The sequence below is a fragment of the Bradyrhizobium sp. AUGA SZCCT0222 genome, from assembly GCF_018130205.1.
GTDB lineage: Bacteria > Pseudomonadota > Alphaproteobacteria > Rhizobiales > Xanthobacteraceae > Bradyrhizobium.
This window is the reverse complement of sequence record NZ_JAFCLX010000003.1, coordinates 246,343-271,426: the sequence shown is the minus strand read 5'-3', so window position 1 is coordinate 271,426 and position 25,084 is coordinate 246,343. Positions and strand designations below refer to the sequence as shown.

24 protein-coding genes are annotated in these 25,084 nt (G+C 62.5%); 10 read left to right on the top strand and 14 right to left on the bottom strand.

Translation table 11 applies throughout. The features are described from left to right. Nucleotides 1–3: 3 nt before the first annotated feature. Both JQ629_RS04140 and JQ629_RS04135 read left to right on the top strand, forming a co-directional pair. Nucleotides 4–1,275 (top strand): YeaH/YhbH family protein, encoded by a 1,272-nt coding sequence (locus JQ629_RS04140; RefSeq protein ID WP_212411428.1) that lies wholly within the window; start codon nucleotides 4–6, stop codon nucleotides 1,273–1,275. Then, nucleotides 1,272–2,810 carry a SpoVR family protein gene (locus JQ629_RS04135; RefSeq protein ID WP_212389850.1) on the top strand — a complete coding sequence of 513 codons (1,539 nt, stop codon included), beginning with the start codon at nucleotides 1,272–1,274 and terminating at the stop codon, nucleotides 2,808–2,810. The genes JQ629_RS04140 and JQ629_RS04135 overlap by 4 nt, the downstream gene beginning before the upstream one ends. Before the next feature lie 30 nt (nucleotides 2,811–2,840). On the opposite strand, the gene JQ629_RS04130 is transcribed toward JQ629_RS04135, so the two are convergent. The 12 genes from JQ629_RS04130 to pqqA all read right to left on the bottom strand — a co-directional run bounded on the left by JQ629_RS04130 (nucleotide 2,841) and on the right by pqqA (nucleotide 14,846). Then, nucleotides 2,841–3,245 (bottom strand): hypothetical protein, encoded by a 405-nt coding sequence (locus JQ629_RS04130; protein WP_212266996.1) that lies wholly within the window; start codon nucleotides 3,243–3,245, stop codon nucleotides 2,841–2,843. Between the two features lie 442 nt (nucleotides 3,246–3,687). Beyond that, a complete protein-coding gene (locus JQ629_RS04125; RefSeq protein WP_249134802.1) occupies nucleotides 3,688–4,551 on the bottom strand; it encodes a DUF4344 domain-containing metallopeptidase in 864 nt (287 codons plus the stop codon). 238 nt (nucleotides 4,552–4,789) lie between these two features. Beyond that, entirely contained in the window at nucleotides 4,790–5,845 is a 1,056-nt protein-coding gene (locus tag JQ629_RS04120) for a 2-oxoacid:ferredoxin oxidoreductase subunit beta (protein ID WP_212411366.1), read from the bottom strand. Continuing rightward, entirely contained in the window at nucleotides 5,842–7,692 is a 1,851-nt protein-coding gene (locus JQ629_RS04115) for a 2-oxoacid:acceptor oxidoreductase subunit alpha (protein WP_212411365.1), read from the bottom strand. Before JQ629_RS04115 ends, JQ629_RS04120 begins: the two co-directional genes overlap by 4 nt. Then, the gene (locus JQ629_RS04110; RefSeq protein ID WP_212411364.1) at nucleotides 7,662–9,461 is read right to left on the bottom strand and encodes an FAD-dependent oxidoreductase; all 1,800 of its coding nucleotides are present in this window, start codon (nucleotides 9,459–9,461) and stop codon (nucleotides 7,662–7,664) included. Before JQ629_RS04110 ends, JQ629_RS04115 begins: the two co-directional genes overlap by 31 nt. Before the next feature lie 238 nt (nucleotides 9,462–9,699). After that, on the bottom strand, nucleotides 9,700–10,371 hold the full coding sequence (locus JQ629_RS04105) for a DUF4286 family protein (RefSeq protein ID WP_212411363.1): 672 nt from the start codon (nucleotides 10,369–10,371) through the stop codon (nucleotides 9,700–9,702). Between the two features lie 11 nt (nucleotides 10,372–10,382). Next, complete coding sequence (gene pip / locus JQ629_RS04100; protein ID WP_212411362.1) at nucleotides 10,383–11,363, bottom strand: prolyl aminopeptidase; 981 nt, start codon at nucleotides 11,361–11,363, stop codon at nucleotides 10,383–10,385. Continuing rightward, nucleotides 11,353–12,558, bottom strand: a complete 1,206-nt coding sequence (pqqE, locus tag JQ629_RS04095) for a pyrroloquinoline quinone biosynthesis protein PqqE (protein WP_212411361.1) — start codon at nucleotides 12,556–12,558, stop codon at nucleotides 11,353–11,355. Before pqqE ends, pip begins: the two co-directional genes overlap by 11 nt. Beyond that, nucleotides 12,555–12,866, bottom strand: coding sequence for a pyrroloquinoline quinone biosynthesis peptide chaperone PqqD (gene pqqD, locus JQ629_RS04090; protein WP_212411360.1), 312 nt, complete (start codon nucleotides 12,864–12,866; stop codon nucleotides 12,555–12,557). The genes pqqE and pqqD overlap by 4 nt, the downstream gene beginning before the upstream one ends. Nucleotides 12,867–12,910: 44 nt before the next feature. Then, nucleotides 12,911–13,666 (bottom strand): pyrroloquinoline-quinone synthase PqqC, encoded by a 756-nt coding sequence (gene pqqC / locus JQ629_RS04085; RefSeq protein ID WP_249134813.1) that lies wholly within the window; start codon nucleotides 13,664–13,666, stop codon nucleotides 12,911–12,913. Between the two features lie 20 nt (nucleotides 13,667–13,686). Beyond that, nucleotides 13,687–14,616 carry a pyrroloquinoline quinone biosynthesis protein PqqB gene (gene pqqB, locus JQ629_RS04080; protein ID WP_212411358.1) on the bottom strand — a complete coding sequence of 310 codons (930 nt, stop codon included), beginning with the start codon at nucleotides 14,614–14,616 and terminating at the stop codon, nucleotides 13,687–13,689. A gap of 149 nt (nucleotides 14,617–14,765) precedes the next feature. After that, nucleotides 14,766–14,846, bottom strand: coding sequence for a pyrroloquinoline quinone precursor peptide PqqA (gene pqqA / locus JQ629_RS04075; protein WP_012029362.1), 81 nt, complete (start codon nucleotides 14,844–14,846; stop codon nucleotides 14,766–14,768). A gap of 304 nt (nucleotides 14,847–15,150) precedes the next feature. Between pqqA and JQ629_RS04070 the strand changes: the two genes are divergently transcribed. From JQ629_RS04070 to serA, 7 genes are all read left to right on the top strand, one after another. Next, nucleotides 15,151–15,408 carry a DUF6894 family protein gene (locus JQ629_RS04070; protein WP_192740088.1) on the top strand — a complete coding sequence of 86 codons (258 nt, stop codon included), beginning with the start codon at nucleotides 15,151–15,153 and terminating at the stop codon, nucleotides 15,406–15,408. A 237-nt stretch (nucleotides 15,409–15,645) separates the two neighbouring features. Beyond that, nucleotides 15,646–16,929, top strand: coding sequence for a PQQ-dependent sugar dehydrogenase (locus JQ629_RS04065; RefSeq protein ID WP_212411357.1), 1,284 nt, complete (start codon nucleotides 15,646–15,648; stop codon nucleotides 16,927–16,929). A gap of 147 nt (nucleotides 16,930–17,076) precedes the next feature. Further along, nucleotides 17,077–17,643, top strand: a complete 567-nt coding sequence (locus tag JQ629_RS04060) for a c-type cytochrome (RefSeq protein WP_212411356.1) — start codon at nucleotides 17,077–17,079, stop codon at nucleotides 17,641–17,643. A gap of 70 nt (nucleotides 17,644–17,713) precedes the next feature. Then, the gene (locus JQ629_RS04055; RefSeq protein WP_212411355.1) at nucleotides 17,714–19,114 is read left to right on the top strand and encodes an amidase family protein; all 1,401 of its coding nucleotides are present in this window, start codon (nucleotides 17,714–17,716) and stop codon (nucleotides 19,112–19,114) included. 74 nt (nucleotides 19,115–19,188) lie between these two features. Then, entirely contained in the window at nucleotides 19,189–19,665 is a 477-nt protein-coding gene (locus tag JQ629_RS04050) for a glutathione peroxidase (protein WP_212411354.1), read from the top strand. Beyond that, nucleotides 19,662–19,925, top strand: coding sequence for a DUF3297 family protein (locus tag JQ629_RS04045; protein WP_212411352.1), 264 nt, complete (start codon nucleotides 19,662–19,664; stop codon nucleotides 19,923–19,925). The genes JQ629_RS04050 and JQ629_RS04045 overlap by 4 nt, the downstream gene beginning before the upstream one ends. Before the next feature lie 141 nt (nucleotides 19,926–20,066). Further along, a complete protein-coding gene (serA, locus tag JQ629_RS04040) occupies nucleotides 20,067–21,326 on the top strand; it encodes a phosphoglycerate dehydrogenase (protein ID WP_212411351.1) in 1,260 nt (419 codons plus the stop codon). Between the two features lie 151 nt (nucleotides 21,327–21,477). Here serA and JQ629_RS04035 read toward each other — a convergent pair whose 3' ends face one another. Together JQ629_RS04035 and JQ629_RS04030 are read right to left on the bottom strand one after the other, a co-directional pair. Then, nucleotides 21,478–22,830, bottom strand: coding sequence for a malonyl-CoA decarboxylase (locus JQ629_RS04035; RefSeq protein ID WP_212411348.1), 1,353 nt, complete (start codon nucleotides 22,828–22,830; stop codon nucleotides 21,478–21,480). A gap of 116 nt (nucleotides 22,831–22,946) precedes the next feature. Beyond that, nucleotides 22,947–23,747 (bottom strand): AraC family transcriptional regulator, encoded by an 801-nt coding sequence (locus JQ629_RS04030; RefSeq protein WP_249134801.1) that lies wholly within the window; start codon nucleotides 23,745–23,747, stop codon nucleotides 22,947–22,949. Between the two features lie 127 nt (nucleotides 23,748–23,874). Here JQ629_RS04030 and JQ629_RS04025 point away from each other — a divergent pair, with 127 nt between their 5' ends. Further along, on the top strand, nucleotides 23,875–25,053 hold the full coding sequence (locus JQ629_RS04025) for an MFS transporter (protein ID WP_212411345.1): 1,179 nt from the start codon (nucleotides 23,875–23,877) through the stop codon (nucleotides 25,051–25,053). Nucleotides 25,054–25,084 lie beyond the last annotated feature (31 nt).

Genomic DNA, 25,084 nt, shown 5'->3' with positions numbered 1-25,084 from the left:
GCTATTCACATCGTTGACCGACGGCTGAATCCGGGCAGCAAGAGTCTCGAGAACCGTCAGCGGTTCCTGCGCCGGGCGAAGGCGCTGGTTCAGCAGGCGGTCAAGAAGACCTCGCACGACCGGGACATCAAGGATGTCCTGGAGGGCGGCGAGGTCAGCATACCGCTCGACGGCATGGACGAGCCGCGGTTCCGCCGTGAAGGCGGCACCCGCGACATGGTGCTTCCCGGAAACAAGAAGTTCATCGAAGGCGACATGCTGCCGCGCTCGGGCGGCTCGGGCGGCAAGGCCGGCGGCGCGGGTGAGGGCGACAGCGAAGACGCGTTCCGCTTCGTTCTCAGCCGCGAGGAATTCGTCGACCTGTTCCTGGACGATCTCGAATTGCCTGATCTCGCCAAGCGCAAGCTTGCCGAGGTGGAGAGTGAAGGAATCCGCCGCGCCGGTTATGCGACGTCAGGTTCGCCGGCGAATATTTCCATTCCCCGTACCGTGAGCCGCGCGATTGCGCGGCGGGTGGCATTGCGGCGGCCGAAGCCGGAAGAGATTGCGGCCCTCGAAGCCGAGCTGCTGATTTGCGGCGACGAGGCGCGCCGCGCCGAACTGCTGGCCGAGATCGAAGCCCTGAAAGCCAAGGCCAAGCGGATCCCGTTCATCGATCCGATCGACATCCGATACCGGCGGTTCGAGACCACGCCGAAGCCGATTGCCCAGGCCGTGATGTTCTGCCTGATGGACGTGTCCGGTTCGATGACCGAGCACATGAAGGATCTCGCCAAGCGCTTCTACACGCTGCTCTATGTCTTCCTGAAGCGGCGCTATCGCCATGTCGAGATCGTCTTTATCCGCCATACCGACCGCGCCGAAGAGGTCGACGAGGATACATTCTTCCATGGCCCGGCATCGGGCGGCACGCTGGTGTCGAGTGCGTTGCAGGAAATGCACGAGATCGTGCGTTCGCGGTTCCGCCCGGCGGACTGGAATATCTACGCCGCGCAGGCTTCCGATGGCGACAATTCCACGTCCGACGGCGAGGTGGCGGGTCGGCTGCTGACCGAGAAGATTCTGCCGGTCAGCCAGTTTTTTGCCTATCTCGAGGTCGGCCAGGATGCCGGTCTGACCTTTGAGATGCCGGATTCGTCGCTATGGACGCTGTATGAGCGCCTGCGCCTCGCCGGCGCGCCGCTGTCGATGCGCAAGGTCTGCGAGCGCAGCGAAATCTTCCCGGTGTTTCACGATCTCTTCCAGCGCCGTGTAAGACAGGAAAGGGCACCATGACAGACAAGCGGCTGTTTCAGGGCGCCGATTGGGATTTCCCGACGCTGCAGCGGATCCACGACGCCTGCGAGGAGATCGCGGAGTCCGAACTCGGGCTCAACGTCTATCCGAACCAGATCGAGGTGATCACGGCCGAGCAGATGCTGGACGCCTATTGCTCGGTCGGCATGCCCTTGTTCTACAAGCACTGGTCGTTCGGCAAGCACTTCGCCTATCAGCAGGCGTCCTACCGCAAGGGCCTGATGGGCCTGGCCTATGAGATCGTCATCAACTCGTCGCCGTGCATCTCCTATTTGATGGAGGAGAACACCGCGACCATGCAGACGCTGGTGATCGCGCACGCCGCCTTCGGCCACAATCATTTCTTCAAGAACAATTATCTGTTCAAGCAGTGGACGGATGCCGACGGCATTCTCGATTATCTCGAGTTCGCCAAGACCTACGTCGCGCAGTGCGAGGATCGCCACGGCCGGTTGGCGGTCGAGCAGACGCTCGATGCAGCGCACGCGCTGATGTCGCATGGCATCAACCGCTATCCCGGCAAGAAGCTGCCCGATCTGCGCGTCGAGGAGAAACGGGCCCAGTACCGCCGCCAGCACGAAGAAAGCGTGTTCAATGATTTGTGGCGGACCATTCCGACCGGACCGGTCAAGAGCGTGGCAACGCTGAGCGCCGATCGCCGCCGCGCGCTGCTCGGCCTGCCGCAGGAAAACATCCTGTACTTCCTGGAAAAGACCGCGCCGCGCCTGGCGCCCTGGCAGCGCGAGCTGCTGCGGATCGTGCGGCACATCGCACAGTATTTTTACCCGCAGAGCCAGACCAAGGTCATGAACGAGGGCACCGCGACCTACGTTCATTACCGCATCATGAACCGGCTGCACCTGCAGGGGCGGCTCTCCGACGGCAATTTCCTCGAATTCCTGTCGTCGCATACCAACGTCGTATTCCAGCCCGACTTCGACAGTAAGTATTTCTCGGGCTTCAACCCCTACGCGCTCGGTTTTGCGATGATGCAGGACATCGAGCGCATTGTGACCAATCCCGAGGACGAGGATCGCGAATGGTTTCCGGATATCGCCGGCAAGGGCGATACGATGGGCGTGCTCCGCGATGTCTGGGCCAATTACCGCGACGAGAGCTTCATCAGCCAGTTCCTCTCACCGCGGCTGATGCGGCACTTCCGCATGTTCCATCTGCATGATGATCCGGCGGAGACCGCCGGCATCAAGGTCGATGCGATCCACGACGAGCGCGGCTATCGGCGCGTGCGCCGCGCGCTGTCGCGGACGTACGATGTCGGCTTCATCGATGCCAATATCGAAGTCGTCGATGTCGATCTCGCCGGCGACCGTCATTTGATGCTGCGCCATACCGTGTTGAACGGCGCGCAGCTCAATGACACCGACGCCAAGCGCGTGCTGCAGCACCTCGCCGACCTCTGGACCTACAACGTCTCGCTGGTCGAGGTCGACGCGACCGGCAAGGTGCTGAAGGAATACGTCGCCAACCCGCGCGGGCTGGCCGCGGTGGCGTAGCTACTCCGGCGTTCCCGCGATCCCGAGCGATCAGCGCCCGCGCGTCGGCAACTTCGGCAGTTTGTGCGGATCGAATGCTGGTATGGGCTCGCTCGCCTCCGGGGCGCGCGCCTGCTGGTTGTAAATGAGCGTTCCCTCCAGGAGCAGGCCTGGGAACTGTTCCGCCGTTCCGATGTAGGTCGCTATCTTGCCGGTGCACGTTCCCTGCAGCTTAAGCTCGAGTTCCTGATCATCGCCAAATACGGTTGGCAGCCCGTCGGTGTGTTTTCTTGTGATGACGACTGCGGTGAATCGGTCTCCGTCGACTTCGCATGACCCCTCGTAGGTCATGACGCCGTCGCGCCCCCAGATCCTGCCGTTTGCAACATGGACGATGCCAGTGCCTTGGCTTACCGGGGTCTTGAACCATGCCGCATAAGTACCGTCCTTGAGCACGGTGGAACCTCTTCCTTGAGCGTTCACAAGAGGTCGATCATCGGCACGACCAGCCTAAGACTCCATTAATCGCCGCTCTCTCAGAAGGGGCGGCTTTTCGTTTGCCGTAGTCTTACGGAGCAAAACTCCATTGTTCCGACTGGTTTCGTACACATCATATCGAGATGGGCCAGCCAGTACTGGAAATCCGAGTATGCGAAAAGTGCCACGCTGAAATGCGGCTGTTGGGCAAGCTGCCCGCTATCGGGGCCAAGCCGCTCATCAAGGTTTTCTGTTGCTACCGGTGCAACCGCATTGAAACGCGCACAATTAGGTCGGCTGCATTCGGCAAACCCATTCTTCATACCTCCCGCTCTGCCGCAGGCAGGCGTTGAACTTTTCCAGCGCTGACGAGCCGGGGCACAATTCCCTGGCTGGCCGCGGTGCTCAGACGTCGAAAATCCTACTGGCGCGCAAGGAATGCGCGACGGGTACTGACGGTTCGCGCCCAGACTTCGTGAAATCTCCCGGCCAGACGCTTGTCAATGTGCGGACCGATCAGCTTTGTCATGGCAAAGTTGAGATCATCATACTCCCGCGCGCAGACTTCGGCCCGGTCCTTGGGGAGGAATTCCTTTTCGACGATGTCAGCGAACAGTTTCTTGTCCGCACCATAGGCGACGCACAAGATGTTGAACGTTCGCTGCGCCGGCGTCGAATGCTCAGCTGAAAGCGCCCGGATCGGAACGGTGACCTGCGGTCCTGGCATCTGGATCGCATGGTGATAGGCGGAGCCCAGGATCATTCTGCGGGCCTCATCCTTGCCCAGTCTGAGCATCACGTAGGCGGCGAACTGATCGGCGGCGTCTTCCTCCCGGCCGAGCACCGGTATTTGCAGCATGTTGAAAACCGCATGCGCGGTCTCGTGCAAAAACACCGCCAGACTCGAGCCCAGCACCGTATCCGCCCGGGAAACCCCGATAGGAAGATCTTGCTTCGGCGCGCTCTTCAAAATTTCCGCCAGCATTTCGTAACACACGGTGATGACTTCATCGTTGTACCAGGCGTTTGGGACGCCGTCGCAACCCGCGACCTTGAGCGTCAGCGGGTAGGGAAGGCGGATCGGACTAAGCAATTCCTGCAGGTGCTCGAGTGCACGACCCTGCTTCATTTGGTCGAGGATCGGCTGGTGCGCCGGATCCTTTGGCGGCACGTACTCGTACTTGATTTGGTTGGACTTGCTCCTGGAGGCTGCGTTTGCGTTGCCGGAGGTCCAAAAGATCGTTGCCGCCAGAATTGCGACGATCGCAGCAGGTTTATGCCACATCATATTTCTCAACTATGAATGACAAGAATTTACGGAGGACAAGCATATCGATGCGTGGTCGAGCAATCATAGCACGCCCGTCGGATTGCGTGGATAGCGAATCCGGTCGGGCTTGTGGTCAGACGCGCGGTTGCGATGATTGCCTGTACGCAAGCAGGCACGCCAACCGATGCCTGCTTCCGAGGCTACAGCTCATATCGCAGGATGCATCGACGTTGCAGCCTGACGACTGCATGCCCTAACGCAGGCTGGCGTTGATCTTTTCCAGCGCTGACGAGCCCGGGCACAATTCCTTGGCTTCCAGCGTATTGAGCGGCGTCTCGACGGTGTCGAGATGGGTGTGCATGTCTTCGGCGTCGGGATCGACATAGAGCAAGCCGGTTACCACCTGGCCCTTGGCGGCGTGCTTCTGCAGGAAGGTCATCGCCGCCAGCCGGTCATTGGCGTCGTAATCGGCGTCGATCTTGCGCAGCGCCAGCCTGGTGCCGTCGTGCTGCTCCACCACCTGCACCGAGCCCGGGGCATAATCGACGGTGATGGGGTCACGGCTGGTGATGATGTCGAGGCGGTTGACCGCGTCGTTATGTTCGCGGACGTAGTCAAAACTTTTGGTCGAGCCGGCGTGGTTGTTGAAGGCGATGCAGGGGCTGATGACGTCGATGAATGACGCGCCCTTGTGGCGGATGGCGGCGGCGATCAGCGGCACCAGCTGGGTCTTGTCGCCGGAGAAGCTGCGCGCCACGAAGCTGGCGCCGAGCTGCAGTGCGATCGCCACCAGATCGATGGCGTTGTCGGTGTTCATCACGCCCTTCTTGGATTTCGAGCCGCGGTCGGCGGTGGCCGAGAACTGGCCCTTGGTCAGGCCGTAAACGCCGTTGTTCTCGACGATATAGGTCATGTTGACGCCGCGCCGGATCGAATGGGCGAACTGGCCGAAGCCGATCGAGGCGGAATCGCCGTCGCCGGAGACGCCGAGATAGATCAGGTCGCGGTTCGCGAGGTTGGCGCCGGTCAGGACCGACGGCATGCGGCCGTGCACCGAGTTGAAGCCGTGCGAATTGCCGAGGAAATAGTCCGGCGTTTTCGAGGAGCAGCCGATGCCGGAAATCTTGGCGACGCGATGCGGCTCGATCGACAGCTCGTAGCAGGCCTCGATGATCGAGGCGGTGATCGAGTCGTGACCGCAGCCGGCGCACAGCGTCGAAATCTTGCCCTCGTAGTCCCGGTGGGTGTAGCCGAGATCGTTCTTCGGCAGGCCGGGATGGTGGAATTTCGGTTTTGCAATGTAGGTCATGAGACGGCCTTGCGGAGAGGAGTCACTTTCAGATGGTCCTGGTGGTCGCCGATGGCGCTGGCGATGAAGCGCGCGGTGATCGGGGTGCCGTCATAGTGCAGGATCGGCACCAGCCGCACCGGATCGATGCCGTTCTCGTTGACGATCAACTGGCGCAGCTGGGCGTCGCGGTTCTGCTCGACCACGTACACGAAGTCATGGTCGGCAATGAAGCTGGCGACGCTGGAGTGGAACGGGAAGGCGCGAATCCGCATGCGGTCGAGGTGGTGCCCGCGCGCCTCGAGCAGGCCGATCGCCTCGTCCATCGCCGGTGCGGTCGAGCCGAAATAGATCACGCCGTATTTGGTCGGCTTGGCGGCGTTGGCCTGCAGCGGCCGCGGCACCATGTCCTGCGCGGTCTCGAACTTGCGCATCAGCCGCTGCATATTGTCGGCGTAGACGGCGCCTTCTTCCGAATAGCGCGCATAGCGGTCGCGCGAGGTCCCGCGGGTGAAGAACGAGCCTTTGGTCGGATGCGTGCCGGGATAGGTGCGGTAGGGAATGCCGTCGCCATCGACGTCGAGATAGCGGCCGAAATCGCGGCCGGGCTCGTCGAGCATCTCTGCGGTCATCACCTTGCCGCGGTCATATTGCCGGGCGTCGTCCCACTTCAGGGGACGGCAGAGCCGGTGGTTCATGCCGATGTCGAGGTCGAGCATCAGGAAGATCATGGTCTGCAACCGCTCGGCGAGATCGAACGATTGCGCCGCGAATTCGAACGCTTCCGCCGGGTCTTCCGGGAACACCAGGATATGCTTGGTGTCGCCGTGCGAAGCATAGGCGCAGGCGATGATGTCGCATTGCTGGGTGCGCGTCGGCATGCCGGTCGAGGGGCCGGCGCGCTGGATGTTCATGATCACGCCGGGAATTTCGGCGAAGTACGAGAGGCCGATGAATTCCGTCATCAGCGAGACGCCGGGCCCGGAAGTCGCGGTGAAGGCGCGCGCGCCGTTCCAGGAGGCGCCGATCACCATGCCGATCGATGCAAGCTCGTCCTCGCCCTGCACGATGGCGTATTTGGCCTTGCCGGTTTCGGGGTCGTGCCGCAGCTTCTTGCAGTGGCTGGTGAAAGCCTCCGCCACCGACGACGACGGCGTGATCGGATACCAGGCGCAGACGGTGGCGCCGCCATAGACGGCGCCGAGCGCGGCCGCGCTGTTGCCTTCCATGAAGATGCGGTCGCCGACCTTGTCGGCTTTCTTCACCTGCAGCCCGATCGGGCATTTCAGGTTCTGCAACGCCCAGTCGCGGCCCAGATGCAGCGCGTGGACGTTCGAGGACAACAGCTTTTCCTTGCCCTTGTACTGTTCTGATATCAATTGCTCGACGATCTTCGGGTCCATGTCGAGCAGGGCGCACATCGCGCCGAGATAGATGATGTTCTTGAACAGCTGGCGCTGGCGCGGATCGGTATAGGTCGAGTTGGTGATCGCGGTCAGCGGCACGCCGATGACGTTGATGTCGGCACGGAATTTCGACGTCGGCATCGGCTTGGTGGAATCGTAGAACAGATAGCCGCCGGGCTCGATCGAGCCGACGTCCTTGTCCCAGGTCTGCGGGTTCATCGCCACCATCATGTCGACGCCGCCGCGGGCGCCGAGATGGCCTTCCTCGGTCACCCGCACCTCGTACCAGGTCGGAAGTCCCTGGATGTTGGAGGGAAAGATGTTGCGCGGGCTCACCGGCACGCCGTGGCGCAGGATCGAGCGCGCGAACAGCTCGTTGGCGCTGGCCGAACCCGAGCCGTTGACGTTGGCGAAACGGACGACGAAGTCGTTTACGCTGCTGATCGGGCTTTGGTCTGACATGTTGATCCCGCGTGAGTCATATCGATGAGGTACTTCTGCATGTCCCAGGCTCCGGTGGGACACCGTTCGGCGCAGAGCCCGCAATGCAGGCAGACGTCTTCGTCCTTCACCATGACGCGTCCGGTCTTGAGCCCGTCGGCGACATAGAGGGCCTGGTCGTGATGCGGCGAGGGCGCTTTCAGCCGGTCTCGCAGATCCTCTTCCTCGCCGTTCTCCGTGAAGGTGATGCAGTCCATCGGGCAGATGTCGACGCAGGCGTCGCATTCGATGCAGGCGGGGGCGCTGAAAATCGTCTGAATGTCGCAGTTCAGGCAACGCTGGGCTTCACCGAGCGCGAGCTTGACGTCGTAGCCGAGCTCGACCTCGGTGCGGATGTCCTTGAGGGCGATCACCTTGTCGCGGTGCGGCACCTTGTAGCGCTTGTCGGCGGAGATGTCGTTGTCGTAGCTCCACTCGTGGATGCCCATCTTCTGCGACGAGACATTCACTTCGGGAAGCGGGCGCTCGGTGATGTCCTCGCCGGAGAGCATCTTGTGGATCGACAGCGCGGCATCATGGCCGTGCGCCACCGCCCAGATGATGTTCTTGGGGCCGAACGCCGCGTCGCCGCCGAAGAACACCTTCGGGTTGGTCGAAGCGAAGGTCTTGGCATCGACCTGCGGCATGTTCCACTTGTCGAACTCGATGCCGCAGTCGCGCTCGATCCAGGGGAAGGCGTTTTCCTGTCCGACTGCCACCAGCACGTCGTCGCAGGGAATGGTCTGGTCCGGCTCGCCCGCGGGCACCAGGTTGCGCCGGCCCTTGGCGTCATATTCCGCTTTCACCTTCTGGAAGGTGACGCCGATGAGCTTGCCGGCTACATGCTTGAATCCCACCGGCACCATGAAATTGAGGATCGGAATGTCCTCGTGAATGGCGTCTTCCTTTTCCCAGGGGCTCGCCTTCATTTCCTCGAAGCCGGAACGCACGATCACCTTGACGTCTTCGCCGCCGAGGCGGCGCGCGGTGCGGCAGCAATCCATCGCGGTGTTGCCGCCGCCGAGCACGATCACGCGGCGGCCGATCTTCTCGACATGGCCGAACGAAACCGAAGCCAGCCATTCGATGCCGATATGGATATTGGCGGCGGCCTCCTTGCGGCCGGGGATCTCGAGCTCGCGGCCGCGCGGCGCGCCGGAGCCGACGAAGATCGCGTCATAATTTTCAGCCATCAGCTTCTTCAGGCTGTCGACGCGATGACCGCCCTTGAACTCGATGCCGAGGCCCAGGATGTAATCGGTTTCCTCGTCGATCACCGAATCCGGCAGCCGGAACTTTGGAATCTGGCTGCGCATCATGCCGCCCGCCTTGGGATCGGCATCGAACACCGTGCAGTGATAGCCGAGCGGCGCAAGATCGCGCGCCACCGCTAGCGAAGCGGGACCGCCGCCGACCAGCGCGATGCGCTTGCCGTTCTTCGCCGATACCTTCGGCATGCGGTGCTTGACGTCGTCCTTGAAATCGGCGGCGACGCGCTTCAGCCGGCAGATCGCAACGGGTGTTTCCTCGACGCGGCCGCGGCGGCAGGCCGGCTCGCATGGGCGATCGCAGGTGCGTCCCAGAATTCCGGGAAACACGTTCGATTTCCAGTTGATCATGTAGGCGTCGCTATAACGCCCCTCGGCAATCAAACGGATGTATTCGGGAACTGGCGTGTGAGCGGGACAGGCCCATTGGCAATCAACCACTTTGTGAAAGTAGTCCGGCGCCGAGATGTCAGTCGGTTTCATTCCTGCCTTTTCCGCGTAGCAATCCGAACGCGGCCTTGTTGCCTGAACGCTCAGTAGGCGTTCTTGTGGTTTTTGAATTGGATCATAGGCTTATCTTATCGGAGCTTAGAGCCATTCCAGACGAGTCACAAAGGCAATTTTGCGCGATCGCCAGCTTTCAATGCAGGCACGCGTGAACGTTAATACTCGCTGATATTATGCGGCGGTGCAGCATCAGCGCACCGCGTTGTTGCCAATGTTACGCGCTGGGCAGATCGCTCTTCGCGAGGTCCCACATCAGCCGGTAAGTACCGCTTGTAACCACCAGCGGCTTGATCGCGGCGTTGTCTTTGAAGCGCGCTGCGGCCGCCGGGACCGCGCTGACATCGGTGGCGTCGATCAGCACGAACCAGTCGCCGGCGCCGGGATTGGGCGCTGCGGGGTCATCGGTGATCGGTTTCGACAGCGCCGGATTGTTCTCCAGCAGGTGCATCGAGATGATGCCGTCGAGTTTTGCGGGATCGAGTTGATCCCGCAGTGCGGCACGCAATTTTTCCTCGCCGCCGGCCGAAGGACGCAGCCGGATGATGCCGAGCGCGGCGCCGCGGCCTGTGCCGCGGCTGATGGTGATACGCGAAACGCCCCGGATCATGTTCTTGAAGCGGGCAATGTTGGCCTTTGACCAGGCGGTCTGGTTGGCGAGCGCGGTGCGGTAGAACGGGCTGTCCAGCACCTCGATGGTTTCGGTGGAATAAAGGCTGAGATATTTCGGGTCGCCGTCGTGCGCGACATAGCGCCGCGCTTCGAGGAACCCGGGCATCGCGACGCGCTCTTCGAGATGTTCGCGGTCGTACCAGCGATTGAATTCGGCCTCGTCGGCGGCATCGATATTCATCGACGTCAGCAGCATGCCTTTTCCGGCTATCGGCATTTCGAAAATCCCTATCTGGTAATCTTGGAAGCCATGTCCGCGACTGCTTTCATCACGGCGTCGCGGACGCCGGGATCGTACAGCGTGTGGCCGGCGCCTTCGACCAGGCGAATTTCGGCTTCGCGCCACACCGCGGCAAGCGCATGCGAGGTCGCCGGCGGGCACAGCAAATCATAACGGCCCTGCACGATGATGCCGGGAATGTGAGCGAGCCTGCCGGCCTCTTCGATCAGCTGGCTCGGCCTCATGAAGCAGTCATTGGCGAAATAATGCGCTTCCATGAATGGCGTGGCGGGCAGGGCGCGCGACGAGTTGACCGGATCGAGCCGGGCGCGGCCCGGCGTGTGCTCGGAAAGGATACGTTCGGTCTCGCCCCATGCCCGTGCGGCCGGGCCATGCACGGCGGTATCGGGATCGAGGATACGGCGGAAATAAGCGTCGATCGGGTTCGTGCGTTCCGCTGGCGGCAACACGTCGAGGAACTCCCCATGCAGCGCCGGATAGAAGCGCGGAAGCACCTCGAGGAATCCATCCTCGATCTCCTTGCGGGTGCCGAGGAAGGTGGCGCGCAGCACGATGCCGGCGACGCGATCGGGATGCGCTTGCGCATACGCCAGCGCCAACGTCGCGCCCCAGGAGCCGCCGACGATCATCCAGCGCTCGAAGCCGAATTTCTCGCGGATCCTCTCCATGTCCGCAATCAGATGCGGCAGGGTATTGTCTTCACGCCGGCCCTTGGGACGGCTGCGGCCGGCGCCGCGCTGGTCGAACAGCACCGCGTGGAAACGCTCGGGGTCGAACAGCCGGCGGTGATCGGGCTGGCAACCGCTGCCGGGCCCGCCATGCAGATAGACCGCCGCAATGCCGCCGATGCGGCCGACGCTCTCGACATAGATGTCGTGGCCATCGCCGACATCGAGCTGCTCCGAGGTCAGCGGTGCAAACGGATCGGCGCGTTTGGCGGATTTTCCGGCGTCGGCGTCAGGCGCCATGCTCGCCTTCCGTCTCCAGCGTGCCGCCGGCGAAATTGCGATAGAGGAAACGGTTATTGTCGGAGGCCGCTTCCTGCTCGGCCTGCTTGAAGATCTGCTCATGCATCGGCGACAGCGTGCAGGCCGGATCGGTATTGCCGGCATCGCCGGTCAGCGCAAAGGCCTGGCAGCGGCAACCGCCGAAATCGATCTCCTTGAACTCACAGCTCTGGCACGGTTCGGGCATCCAGCCGGTGCCGCGATAGCGGTTGAAGGCTTCGGAATTCTGCCAGATCCAGGCGATCGAGTGATTGGATCGCACCGAAAGGAATTCGAGCCCGGTGATGCTCTCGGCGGCGTGACACGGCAGGATCTTGCCGGCAGGTGAAATGTTGAAGAATTGCCGGCCCCAGCCGCCCATGCATTTCTTCGGCCGCAGCGCGTAATAATCCGGCACGACGTAGTCAATCGCGAGAATGCCCTTCAGCCGCACTTCGGCTTCCTCGACGATGCGGCTGGTCTCCTCGATCTGCGCCATCGTCGGCATCAAGGCGGCGCGGTTCTTCAGTGCCCAGCCGTAATACTGCACGTTGGCGACCTCGAGCCGGTCGGCGTCGAGATCGACCGCCATCTGGATGATGTCGGAAAGCTGGTGCAGGTTCTGCCGGTGCATGACGGCATTGACCGTCAGCGGCAGGTCGAGTTCGCGCGTCCACTTCGCGACCTCCAGCTTCTTCTCATGCGCCTTCTTCAGGCCCGCGACGCGGTCGGCCACATCAGGCTCGTTGCCCTGAAAACTGATCTGCACGTGGCACAGCCCGGCATCGGCCAGATCAGACAGCTTTTGCCTTGTCAGCAACACAGCGGAAGTAATGAGATTGCTGTAGAGCCCGACGTCGCTGGCGTGCTGGACCAGTTCGACCAGATCCTTGCGCGCGGTCGGCTCGCCGCCGGAGAAATGGATCTGCAGCACGCCGATTTCGGCGAGCTCGGTCAAAACCTTCTTCCATTCCTCGGTGGTCAGCTCAGTGCCGCCGCGGTCGAGCTCAAGCGGGTTGGAGCAATAGGGGCATTGCAGCGGGCAGCGGTGCGTCAGCTCGGCCAGCACCGCGAGCGGAATGCCGAACGTCTCCGCCGTCGAGCGTCGCTGTTCCAGCACCGAGAGCCCGTCATGGGGCGCGGTTGCCGCTTTGCCGTCGGTGAGAATGTCGCTCATGACGTCTTCTCGCGCGCTTCGGTCAGAAAACCCTTGTCGGCGAGGTCCTGCAGCATCGCGATGACGTCGGTTGCAATTGCCTCGCGCGGCGCGGCGTATTTCGCGGTCAGCTGATCGATCATATCAGAGACGCTGCGAACACCGTCGCAAAGCTGCAGCACTTCGACCGCGATTTCGTCTGGCGCCAGCACGCGCTCCGGCGCCAGGATCACCCAGACCTGCCGCGTCTCATCGAATTTCAGCTTGGCGTGCCGCGGCAATTTCGGCCGGCTCGCCTCGCTGACACTGATGTTGCGGCCCAAAGCCATCGATCGCTAAATCCCGGTTCTTGGTTTCGGTTCTTAGTTCGGCTTCAGTCCCCTTGGGGCACGAACGCGCCGGGCGGTATGTGGCCGTCGACATAAGCATGATACAGCGCATCGAGCTGAACCCATAGCACATTGGTCTTGAAGATCAGGGCGTTGCAGACCACCTCGCGTTCCGCCGGCGTCCTGGCGTGCGCCTTGACGTAGTCGAGCGCGAAACCGGCGTCGCGCGGTGCTTGCTGCAGGCGACGGCTGAAATAGCTCATGATGTCGGGATTGACGAAATCATAGTGCTGCAGCATGCCCGAGATGCGCTCTTCATGCAGGTTCGGCGCGAACAGTTCCGTCAGCGAGGAGGCGATCGCCTCGAGCGGCGTCTTGTCGCGGCAGAAATGCACATAGGCCTCCACCGCAAAGCGCGTCGCGGGCAGGATGCCTTCGGTCGATTCCACGTAGGCGCTGTCGAGCCCGAGGCCCTCGGTCAGCTTGAGCCAGCGCTCGATGCCGCCTTCGGAGCCGAGATCGCCGTCGTGGTCCTCGATCCGGTGCCGCCATTCGACGCGGGTCGCGCGGTCGCGGAACCGCGTGATCACCATCGCATCCTTGAGCGGGATCGTGCTCTGGTAAAAATAGCGGTTCAGCGCCCAAGCCTGCACCTGGCCTTTGTTGAGCTTGCCGCCATGCAGCAGCCGGTGGAACGGATGCAGATTGTGATAGCGCGTCGCGCCGATGTGGCGCAGCGTTGCCTCCAGTTCCTCGGCGTTATTGAGCGAAATGCCTTTGCCGATCGATAGCGCGGTCATTCTGGTGATGGGCACGACGCTCACAGTGTGATCTCCATTCCATCGGCGGGGATGTGCCAGCCGGCCTGCTCGGCGGTTTTGCGCTCGTCCGAGCCGTGCAGCAAGGCGGGGTTGGAGTTGTTGATATGCAAAAACATCTTGCGCCCGATGTCGAGTCCTTCAAGGCTTGCGATCGCGCCGTCCTCGCCTGACATCGAGATGTGTCCCATGCTTTGTCCGGTCTTGTTGCCGAGGCCCGCGGCAACCAGTTCGTCGTCGCGCCACACCGTGCCGTCAAAGAACACCAGTGCGGCGCCTTTCAGCCGCGCCTTCAGATCGTCGGTCACCCGCGCGCAGGCGGCAAGGAAATAGAGATATTTGCCGCTTGTCTTGTCCAGGATGCGAAGCCCGAGCGTATCGCCCACACCACCGCCGCCGGCTGGATGCGCCTTGCCTTCGAGATACCACGCGCCCTTGCCGGGAACCTGGAAGGGGAGGATTTCGATGCCGGATGGCGAACCATCGGGCAAGTCAGGTTCGAACGCCTGGTCGACGGCGATCGGCTGGCGTTTCACGTTCTTTTCGCTCAGCACATTAAAGATGCTGTTGGATTTGAGGATCGCAAGCACCCGCTCATGCGCATAGAGGGTGAAGGGCGATCCCTCGCGCATCGACAACAGGCCTGCGACCGCGTCGATCTCGCCATTGGTCAGGATGACGCCCGCGATCGGACTGTGACGGAGCTGGCCTGCCCTGGGATGAAGCTGCGGCGTCGCGGTCAATTGCTGGCGCAGATCCGGCGAGGCGTTGATCAGGAACCAGTGCTCGCCATCGGCGCTGACCGCGATCGAGGCCTGCGTGCTCTGGAGTTCGGGATGTTCGTTGCGGGCCGTCCGGCACACCGGACATCCGCAGTTCCACTGCGGAACGCCGCCACCCGCCGCGGCGCCCAGGACGACGACGCGAAGCATGATCCGTCTCCTGGCAAATTCAAAACTTGGGCACAAACGGTAAGGTCAAAACGCTACGAGGTGGATCCGGGCCAAAGACACAGTTCCGCGTTCGGGAACGTGTCAGGCCCAAAGATCCACCTCGCTAAAGCCTTGGCGATCGCTGCCGGTTACTTCCGGGCGGCGCACGCATACATGTTGATTTCCATGCCGACCGGCACTTCGACGATTTTCGGTGCTTTCCAGGCCATTAAGCGCTCCTTTTGATACCGGACGAACTCCGCCCTCGGAGATAAGGTACTGCGGATCAGAAAGTTCGCCAGTGAAATCTTTTTGCCGCATGCCTTCCGTGTTTCATGTTGCATCGCGAGATAATTCACGTTTTTGTGCGAAGGCCCGCGGTCAAAACGGCGTGGGATCAAGCGTTTCCGGGTTGATCGCAACGCCACGAATGCTGATTTTCCGTTCGATGGAGCGCTGCCGGCTTCAGATAAAGAACTTGTGAAAATGGGCTGGCCCCCGGCTGCGGGGCATCCATGGAGTAGGTTACCGCCGATGCCACGCTATTTTTTCAACACCCGTATCGGCGATGAGCTGATTTCCGATCCCGATGGCGAAGTGCTGCGGGATCCCGACCGCGCCTGGGAAATGGCGCGCGCCATGATCCGGGAACTGCTCAAGACCGAAGGGACTGACGGCGCGCTGCTGAACGCGACCATCGAGGTCACCGACGACGAGGGCGAGATCGTGCTCGAGTTTCCGTTCACGGAGGCCATTCTCGACACGCCGGATCGCTCCATCACCCGGCATTGAAACGGACGATGTCATTCCGGGGCGATGCGCGGCATCGAACCTCAGGTGCGCAATTGCGCACCGGGGAATCTCGAGATTCCGGGTCTGGTCCGGACCATCCCGGAATGACGGTGGATCATTGGTCAGCGATGTTTTCCGATTGCAAATGTACGGACAAATATTAGAGAGTGCCGCCCGGGGGGCCACCGGCGGATCATGTTGCCGCGCGAGGATAAGGCTCCCGTCAGGGAGAATGCCATGATGAGCTATTCGTCGGCGCCGCGCAGCCTGTTGCTGGCCGGTGCTTTTTTCGGTGCATTGACATTGAACGCTGCAGCGCAGCAGCCCGCCACGCCGCCTGCGGCAGGTGCGGCGCCGGCAGCCGCAGCCCCGCTTCCGCCGGGCTCGCCCTTGATCGGCCGGCCTACCGATAACGAAGCCGCCGCCAAGCTCGCACCGATCGCACCGCCGCCGATCCCCGCCGCGCCCGACAAATTGCCGACCGCCAAGCTGAAGGTGCCGGCCGGCTTCAACATCGAAGTCTACGCCGCCGGGATGGCCAACGCGCGCTCGCTGATCGAAGGCGACAAGGGCACGGTGTTTGCCGGCACCCGCCTGATCGACAAGGTCTATGCCGTCGTCAACAAGGACGGCAAGCGCTCGGTGAAGGTGATCGCCTCCGGCCTCTATCGTCCGAACGGCCTCGCGTTCAAGAACGGCACGCTCTACATCGCCGAACTGTCGAAGATCTCCAGGATCGACAAGATCGAGGACAATCTCGACAATGCGCCGAAGCCGACCGTGATCTATTCCGATCTGCCCAAGGATGAAGCCCACGGCTGGAAGTTCATCGGCATCGGCCCCGACAACAAGCTATACATTCCGGTCGGGCAACCCGGCAACAACGTGCTGCACAGCGACGCCCACGGCCTGATCAAGCGCATCAATCTCGACGGCTCCGGCGCCGAAGTGATCGCCAGGGGCGTGCGTAACACCGTCGGCTTCGACTGGAATCCGGAGAACAAGCAGCTCTATTTCACCGACAACGGCCGCGACTGGATGTCGGAGGACCTGCCGGAGGATGAGCTCAACCGCATCACCAAGGTCGGCGAACATTTCGGCGCGCCCTACTGCCTGCAGGGCAACATCGTCGATCCCGAATTCGGCTGGGGAAAATCCTGCAGCGACTACATCGCGCCGGTCGGCCTGCTCGGCCCGCATTCCGCGGCGCTAGGCATGCGGTTCTACACCGGCAACATGTTCCCGAAGTCCTACAAGAACGCGATCTTCATCGCCCGCCATGGTTCGTGGAACCGGACCAAGAAGGTTGGCGGTGACGTCCTCATCGCCAGGCTGAACAAGGACGGGTCAGTCAAGTCCGTCGAGCCGTTCCTCACCGGGTTCGTCGAGGACAACAAGTACATCGGCCGCCCGGTCGATGTGCTGCAGCTGAAGGACGGCTCGCTGCTGGTCTCCGACGACTACAACGGCGCCGTCTATCGCATCACCTATGGCAAGCAGAAGGTTGCTGGCGCTAAGTGATTGAAGTTCGTCATTGCGAGGAGCAACGCGACGAACAAGCTACGTGGTCATTCCGGGATGGTGCGTTAGCACCAGACCCGGAATCTCGAGATTCCGGGTTCGATGCTTGCGCATCGCCCCGGAATGACAGGCATTCCTGGAAGCCCGATGCATAGAACAATAACGGCGCTGGCGTTCAGCCTGATCGCCTCAGTGGCAAGCGCGGAAACCTTCGAGGATCGCATCGCGCCGTGTCTGGCCTGTCACGGCGAGCGCGGACAATCCCTGACCGAAAACACGCCCTCGCTCGGCGCGCAGCAGGCGCCTTACACGCTGATCCAGCTGTTCATGTTTCGCGAGAAGCTGCGCAGCTTCGAGCCGATGAACGAGATGGCGAAAGCGCTGACCGACGACGATCTGCGCACCTTCTCCGATTTCATCGCCACGATACCCAAACCCACACCACCAGCTGAGGCCGGCGATCCCGCGCGGATGCAGCGCGGCCAGGCGCTGGGGCAGCAGCATCGCTGCAACAGCTGTCACAACCCGGATTATTCCGGCAAGGAAAACGTGCCGCGGATCGCCAACCAGCGCGAGGATTATCTCGCCAAGACGCTCAGTGAATACAAGGACAATAGCCGCCACGGCTATGACGGCAGCATGGCCGACGTGATGGGCCCGATCACATCAGAGCAGATCGCCGATCTCGCTCATTTCATAGCCCATTTGCGCTAAACCTTCGTGCACGGCCCCGGCTGGCGTTGCCGTTCGCGCGGCGCTACAAGGCGGTCAAACGGAGTTTCCCATGCAAGAAATCTGGCGCCTGTCGGCCGCGGAGCTGGCCTCGCTGATCAAGACAAAAAAGGTCTCGGCAACGGAGGCGGCCACATCCGCATTGGCGCGGCTGGACGCGGTCAATCCCAAGATTAATGCCGTGGTCGACCACAAGCCGGCCGAGGTGCTGGCGCAGGCCTCGGCGATCGATGCCGCGATCGGGCGGGGCGAAGATGTCGGCCCCCTGGGCGGCGTACCCATTACCGTGAAGGTCAATATCGACCAGACGGGCTTTGCCACCACCAACGGCCTGAAGCTGCAGCGCGACGCGATTGCTACGACCAACAGCCCCGTGATCGATAATCTCTACAAGGCCGGCGCCGTCATTTTGGGGCGGACCAATTGCCCGGCCTTTTCCTATCGCTGGTTCACTACCAATCTCGTGCATGGCGATACCAAAAATCCCCGCGATCCCGGCATCACGCCGGGCGGCTCCTCCGGCGGCGCGGGTGCCGCGGTCGCGGCCGGCATCGGGCATATCGCGCACGGCACCGATATCGCGGGTTCGATCCGCTACCCGGCCTATGCCTGCGGCGTCCATGGCCTGCGGCCGACGATGGGCCGGATTCCGGCGTTCAACGCCGCGCTCCCCGAGCGCACCATCGGTCCCCAGATCAGCGCGGTTTCCGGACCCTTGGCCCGGACCATCGGCGATATCAGGATTGCCCTGGCGGCGATGTCGGCCCGGGATTATCGCGATCCCTGGTGGGTGCCGGCGCCGCTGGAAGGCCCGCCGGTGCAAAAGCACGTCGCGATGTGCCTCAATCCTGATGGCCTCGATCCCGTACCGGAAGTGAAAGCCGCCGTTGCCGACGCCGGCAAGCGGCTGGAGCGCGCGGGCTGGATCGTCGAGGAAATCACCAATACACCGCCGCTGCGCGAGCCCGCCGATCTGCAGACCAAGCTCTGGCTCGGTGACAGCTATGAGGCGCAGCTGGCGGCCGCCGAGCGTGAGGGCGATCCCGGTGCGCTGGTCTGTCTGCGCGGCAGCCGGACAAAAGTGTTTCCGTTCGATGCTGCTGATTTCTCGAAGGCGCTGACCCGGCGCGCGACTCTGACCCGTGAATGGCTGGAATTCTTCGAACAATACCCGGTGCTGCTGATGCCGGTATCCGGCGAATTGCCGTTCCCCGATCACCTCGACCGCAAGGACGAGGCGTCTTTTGCGAGGGTGTGGCACGCCCAATTGCCGCAGATTGCCATTCCCTTCATGGGCCTGCCCGGGCTAACGGTCTCGACGGGGCTGGTGGGACGGATTCCGGTCGGCGTTCAGCTGGTCTCCGGCCGTTACCGGGAGGATCTCTGCCTTGCCGCCGGCGAGGCGATCGAGGCCGGCGGAACGCCGTCGGCGGCGATCGATCCGGCAAGCTAACAGAGCGTTTTCAAGCGAAGTGGACACCGGTTCGCGTAAAGAAAACGCGTCAAACAAGAGACCGAAGGAATTCGATGTCAGCTATCTATGATTTCACGGCGCAGTCGCTGGCCGGCGAAGAGGTTCCGCTCAGGCGGTTCGAGGGTCAGGTGCTGCTGATCGTCAACACCGCCAGCGCCTGCGGGTTCACGCCGCAATACAAGGGCCTGGAAGCCCTGCACCGCGAACTTTCGCCGCGCGGCTTTGCTGTGCTCGGTTTTCCCTGCAATCAGTTCGGCGCGCAGGAGCCGGGCGACGCCAAACAAATCGAGGCGTTCTGCGAAACCAGATTTCACGTGACGTTTCCGATGTTCGCCAAGATCGACGTCAACGGCAGCAAGGCGCACCCGCTGTATGAATACCTGAAGCACGAACGATCGGGCCTGCTGGGCTCGTCGATCAAATGGAATTTCACCAAATTCGTGGTCGACCGTTCGGGCAAGGTGGTGGGACGCCATGCCCCGACCGTGACACCTGAAGCACTGAGAAGAGAAATCGAGGCACTGCTATGAACGAGAAAACCGAAACCGACGCGTTCCCCGACCGCCTGTCGACCAATCCGAGCAGCCCCTACTACAACGAAGAACTGCTGTCGCGTGACGTCGGCATCCGCTTCAAGGGCGCCGAGAAGACCAATGTCGAGGAATACTGCATCAGCGAGGGCTGGATCCGCGTCACTGCGGGGAATGCCAAGGACCGCTTCGGCAATCCCTTGACGATCAAGGTTCATGGCCCGGTCGAGCCGTACTTCCGGGACAAGGCGTCGTCCTGAGGCGGTCCTGTCGCATTCGTCATTGCGAGCGAAGCGAAGCAATCCATCTCGCCACAAAAAGAAAGAATGGATTGCTTCGCTTCGCTCGCAATGACGGCATAGATCAATCATCCATTTCTATCGCTGAAGGACGCCGCGATCTTGACCAGTAAGCTCCCCCAACTCTCGCTCGCAAAGGACAAGATCCGGGTCCTGCTGCTCGAAGGCGTCAACGACAGCGCCGTGCAGCTGATCGAGTCTGCCGGTTATTCCAGCATGACGCGCCTGTCCAAGGCGCTGGAAGGCGATGCGCTCAAGGAAGCCATCAAGGGCGTGCATCTGCTCGGCATCCGCTCCCGCACGCAGATCACCCCGGATGTACTGGAAGCCGCGGACCGGCTGATCGCGATCGGGTGCTTCAGCGTCGGCACCAACCAGGTCGATGTCGACGCCGCGCGCCGCAGCGGGATTCCGGTGTTCAACGCCCCGTTTTCCAATACGCGCAGCGTAGCCGAACTGGTGATAGGCGAGATCGTCATCCTGCTGCGCCGGATCGTGGCGCGTTCCAACGCCGCCCATCAGGGGCGCTGGGACAAGTCCGCCAACGACAGCTATGAGGTGAGGGGCAAGACGCTCGGCATCATCGGCTACGGCAATATCGGCTCGCAGCTCTCCAATCTTGCCGAAGCGCTGGGCATGAAGGTCATCTTCTACGATCACACGGACCGGCTTCGCCACGGCAATACCGAGCCGGTCGCGAGTTTGCATGAGCTATTGGCGCAAAGCGACGTCGTGTCGTTGCACGTGCCGGAAACGCCGGCCACGGCCGGGATGATCGGGCGCGAGGAGATCGCGGCGATCAAGCCGGGCGCGTATTTCATCAACAACAGCCGCGGCACCGTCGTCGACCTCGAGGCGCTCGCCGACGCGCTGCGCGAAGGCAGGCTTCGTGGCGCCGCGGTGGACGTTTTCCCGGTCGAGCCGCGCTCGAATGCGGATCGCTTCGTCTCGCCGCTGCAGGGCCTGGAAAATGTCATTCTGACGCCGCACATCGGCGGTTCGACCGAAGAGGCGCAGGAGCGCATCGGCGCCGAGGTGGCGCGCAAGCTGGTCGATTACAGCGATTCCGGCTCCACCATGGGCGCCGTCAATTTCCCGCAGGTCCAGCTGCCGCCGCGGCCGTCGGGCACGCGGTTCATCCAGGTGCAGCGCAATCTGCCGGGCATGCTGGGCCGTTTGAACGAAGTGCTGGCGCGCCACTCGGTCAACATCGCCGCGCAATATTACGAGACCGATCACGACGTCGGCTATGTCGTGCTCGACGCCGACGCCTCCGCCGCCGACGGCCAGCGCGTGCTCGCGGACATCCGGGCGCTGGAGGGAACCATCCGCGCCCGGTTGCTCTACGAATACAAGATCTGAGGCTGGTTGAAGCTACTTGTTGCGTGAGCGGTGCTCTTCGCCCCAGCGTCATTGCGAGCGAAGCGAAGCAATCCATCTGCCCGCGAGGAAGCATGGATTGCTTCGTCGCATTCGCTCCTCGCAATGACGGTGATGGAACGGCCCGTCTGCGCTACGACAGCCGCATGTCCAGCAGCCGCCGGCCCTCGGTCTTGAGCAGCTTCTTCACCGCGCTGGAGGCGGCGATCTCGCCCTGGTTGGCGTAGGCTTCGTGGTTCTTTTCGATGTCGTCGAGCCGGTAGAGGTAATTGACCATGATGCCGGCGGACTCGCGAACGCCCTTCGGCGAGAGGTCGCCGAGCCAGTCGATCCGCTCCAGCCGCGCGCCGTTGCCGATATGGAAGCGCGCCACCGAATCGATCAGCCGGCCTTTTGAGGTGCGGGCCTTGAGAAAATAATGCGCGGCCAAGGGCTCGATCACCGCGCGCAGTTGCGTGGTGGTCTCCGCGTTCTCGAACCAGCCGGGCTGGTTGAGCTTTTCCAGCAGCGTTCGTTCCTCGTCGGACAAGGGAACGTCGTCGGCTTCCTTCAGCCACTGCATGAAGCCCGGCACCGGCGACAGCGTCACGAAGGTGTCGAGCTTCGGCAATTCGCGCCGCAATTCCTCGACCACCTGCTTGATCAGGAAGCTGCCGAACGAGATGCCGCCAAGTCCCTTCTGGGTGTTCGAGATCGAATAGAACACGGCGGTGCGGGCACGCTCGATCGCCACCGGCTGGCGTTCGGCGGCGAGCAGCGGCGCAATCGCGGTCGGGATCGTTTCGGTCAGCGCGACCTCGACGAAGATCAGCGGCTCGTCGGTCAGCTGCGGATGGAAGAAGGCGTAGCAGCGGCGGTCGATCGGGTCGATGCGGCGGCGCAGATCGTTCCAGTCGTGGATTTCATGCACTGCTTCATAACGGATGATCTGTTCCAGAATGTTCGCTGGCGTCGACCAGTCAATCCTGCGCAGCACGAGAAATCCCCTGTTGAACCAAGAAGACAGCAAATGCACCACGTCGCGGTCCAGCGCTGCCAGATCCTTGTTGCCCTTCATGAGCGAAAGCAGGTCGGCGCGCATCGCCACCAGGTCGCTGGTGCCGCCCGGCGCGCGGTTGAGCCGGCGCACCAGTTCCTGGCGCCGTGGCTCGGAAGCAAAATGAAGATCGCTGGCGTCGGCGTCGCTCGGCTGCGCGCGCCAGCTCTCGATCGCCCGCGAAAGCCGTTCGCGGTCGGGACCGTAGTCGCGGGCGAGGGCGGCAAAGAACGAAAGCCGGCCGGCTGTGTCGAGGTCATGGTAGCGATCGAGCACTTCGCGGGCCATCGCGGTGCCCGTAGCCTCGCCGCGGCCCGACAGCAGCGCCTCGCACAGTTCAAGCAGTTCGGAGGCGTCTTCCTTGGTATCCGAAGATCCGCCGCGCCGAAGCAGCGTACGGCCGCGTTCGGAAATCGTCGAAAGCAGGTCGGAGAAGAAGGCGTTGGCCATGGGCTAAGTCGATTCCGGAGGTGATGCCGAACCTTACATCGAATCTAGGGCGCGGCCGATCTTATTCAAGCGCATGGGTCGTACGGAAATATGTCAGGCTTCGACGAAGGTATAATTCACGCCTTTTCCGCAAATTCGGTCGGCGTCTTGCCGGTGACCTGCCGGAAGGCGTGCGAAAACGCCGGTACGCTGGCATAGCCGAGGTCGGAAGCCAGCTGCTTGACCGAGACGTTGGCGTCGGTGGAGAGTTTTTCGATCGCGGCCGCGACACGGGCGCGCTGACACCAGCTCTTGAAGCTGAGTTGCGTCTCGGCCGAAAACAGCCGCGACAGCGTCCGCGCCGAGGTGCCGACCTCGCGCGCCAGCGTTTCGATCTCATGGGCGCCGGTCGGATCCGACAGCACGATGTCGGCGGCGCGCCGGCAGCGCGGCTCGTGCGGCAGCGGGATGAAGGTCGCGGAATCTTCGGCCTGGTGCAGCTCCAGCATTGCGAGTTTGACCAGCAGGCCAGTGCGCTCGGCCGTAGTGTGCTCGTCGAACAGCGCCAGAATTGCCTGATGCAACAGCGGCGACACCCGCACCACGAACTCTGAGCCGAGGCTCTCGCTGCGGTCCTCGCGGGCCAGCCAGTCGAGGTCGAAATATAGGGTACGCATTTCGATGTCGGCGAGCACGTCGATGGCATGCGCCAGCCGCGCCGGCACCCAGACCGCGCGGTCGGGCGGCACCAGCCAGCGGCCCTTCGGGGTGGTGACCTGCATGGTGCCCCGGGCGGCGTAAACCAGCTGCGCCTCGCGGTGCATGTGGGTGTCGATCCGGAAGCCCTTTTTGTAGTTGTTGGCGATCAAGTGGACGCCGTCGCCGGTCGAGATGCGGCGCCCGATAATGGCGGCGATTGGCTTTTCGGCGATATTCATTGGCGACATCCCGTCAGGACAACCCCCTATAACCTATTTTGGAAAGTTGCGGGATTCGGGCCCAGGCCTCTGACCGGGACCCGCCTGCCAAGAAACGCCCAACAAGCGCCAAGGACTGGACCAGACCATGAACAGCCCCAGCCGGGTGATCAGCTTCGTCAACGCCGCCCATTTCATCGATCATTACGCGATGCTGATCTTTGCCGCCGCGGTCATCATCATGGGGCCGGCATTCGGCATGGCCTATTCGGAGCTATTGCCTTACGCCACCCCGGGCTTCGTCGCCTTCGGCGCGGGCTCGCTGATAACAGGCTGGCTCGGCGACCGCTGGAGCCGCCGCCACATGATGGTGATCTTCTTTGCCGGCATCGGCACCTCGATGATCGCGGTCGGCTTCGTGCGGACCCCGCTGGAGCTCGGCGCGGTGCTGCTCTCGATCGGCCTGTTCGCCTCGATCTATCACCCCGTCGGCACCGCCATGATCGTGTCCTATGCCGACAAGCTCGGCCGCGAGATGGGCCTGAACGGCGTCTGGGGCAATCTCGGCGTGGCGTCGTCGGCGCTGGTCACGGGCGTGATCGGGCAATATCTCGGCTGGCGCTGGGCCTTCATCGTGCCGGGTGTCGTCACCATGCTGATCGGCGTGGCCTTCGCCATGCTTGTCGTGCACGAGGACCGGACCGGCTCCAGGCAGGCGGCGGCGCAGGCGCGCATCGCCAAAGAGGACATGTGGCGGGTGATCCTGGCGCTGCTGATCGTCGTGATCGCGATCTCGACCACCTTCAACGCCGTCACCGTGGCACTGCCAAAGCTGTTCGCGGAGCGGCTGGCCGACCTGACCGCGAGCCCGGCGCTGCTCGGCGTCATCGCGGCCGGCGTCTATGTGTTCGGCGCGATGACGCAGTACACCATCGGCAAGCTGATCGATCACTACTCACTCAAGACCGTGATGCTGCCGTTGTCGTTCCTGCTTGCGCCATTCCTGTATTTCGCGGCGACGCTGTCGAACCTGCCGCTGATCATCGCCTCGATCGGCATCGTGATGGGCGCGTTCGGTCAGGTCACGGTGAACGACGCCATGGTCGGCAAGTACACCACCGATGAATGGCGCTCGCGCGCCTATTCGGTGCGATACTTCATCGGCTTTACGGCGGCGGGCGCCTCTGTTGGCCTCGTGGCGTGGCTGTACGAGAAGGGCGGCTTTGTCACCATGCTGCAGGCGTTTGGCGCGCTGTGCCTCCTGGTGATCGTCGCCGCCATCATCCTGCCGCAGGAAATCAAGGTGCCGGCGGCGCAGACGAATTGATCGCAGTCGAGTTTTCGCGTCAGCTCGCCAG